Source organism: Streptomyces sp. NPDC059679 (genome assembly GCF_042734105.1).
Lineage (GTDB): Bacteria > Actinomycetota > Actinomycetes > Streptomycetales > Streptomycetaceae > Streptomyces.
On sequence record NZ_JBHWES010000204.1, the window covers coordinates 1 to 1,030 of the forward strand.

The window sequence follows — 1,030 nt, forward strand, 5'->3', positions numbered from 1 at the left end:
GCCTCCCCGTCACCCCCGCCCTCCTGACCGGTGAACCACCACGTACGCCCCGTGGCCGGGTCGGTGAGCGTGTAGTCGCCCTCCACCGTGCGCTCCAGCGGCCAGCGCGGGCCCAGCTCCGGCAGCGTCGGCAGGCCGGGCGCCGGGTGCGGATACGACAGCAGCAGTCCGTCCTCGGCGACGAACACCACACCCCGCGCCCCGATCTCCAACCGCTGATCAGCCGTGCTCGACCACGACGGCCCGAACCACCGCCCCGCCCGATACCCCGACTCCACCCGCCGCACGAACACCAGCGGCAACGCCCCCGGCAACACCACATCCCGCTGCGCCAGAAACATCCGCCCCGACGCCAGATCCACCGGATCCGTATGACCCGCGGTCTTCGCTCCATCCGGCGTCGCATGCGGCGCCGCCCCATCCCTGGCCAGCGTCTGCAACCCCGGCCGCTCCGCCCTGGCCAAGGTCGCGGGCAACCGCTCGGCGGCCGTGACGGCCGCCTTCGCACCACCCAGCCCCTTGGTTCCGATCAACTCCGGCACCAGGCGCCCCACACCCTCCGACGGATCCTTCTGGAAGGTGTCCCACATGCCCTTGAGCGCGGTGCGCGGGTCATTCGCCATCCGCAGCAGACCAGCGGCGGTGTTGTTGAGGTTGGTCACGTACTCGGCGGGGTGGGTGAGGTTGTACAGGTCCATCGGGTTCACCGACCGGACGAAGTTCAGCAGACCCGCTGTGCCCTTGACCACGCCGCCCAGGAAGTGGCTGGTGTCCAGGGACAGCCCCGCCAGCCCGTCCCCCACCTGCCGGGCGTACGACGGCTTCTTCGGTGCGGCATCGCGCGCCGCCTCCACCGCCGTCTTCGCCACTCCATGTGCCTCGTTCCGCTGCCGCCGCGCCTCCTGCAGCACATCCTGCGCGGCCTTGATGTCAGCGGCCCCCGGATCGTGGAACGCACCCGGCTTGTCCGGCAACGAAGACGGATCCCGCTTGTCGGCCGGCAGCGCGTTGTACGCGTCCGCCGCCTTGT

Annotated in this window: 1 protein-coding gene; it reads right to left on the reverse strand. The window is 71.2% G+C overall.

From position 1 onward, the window contains the following. A partial coding sequence (locus tag ACFV2X_RS55660; RefSeq protein WP_385632010.1) for a DUF6531 domain-containing protein occupies window positions 1-1,030 on the reverse strand: 1,030 nt, incomplete at both ends.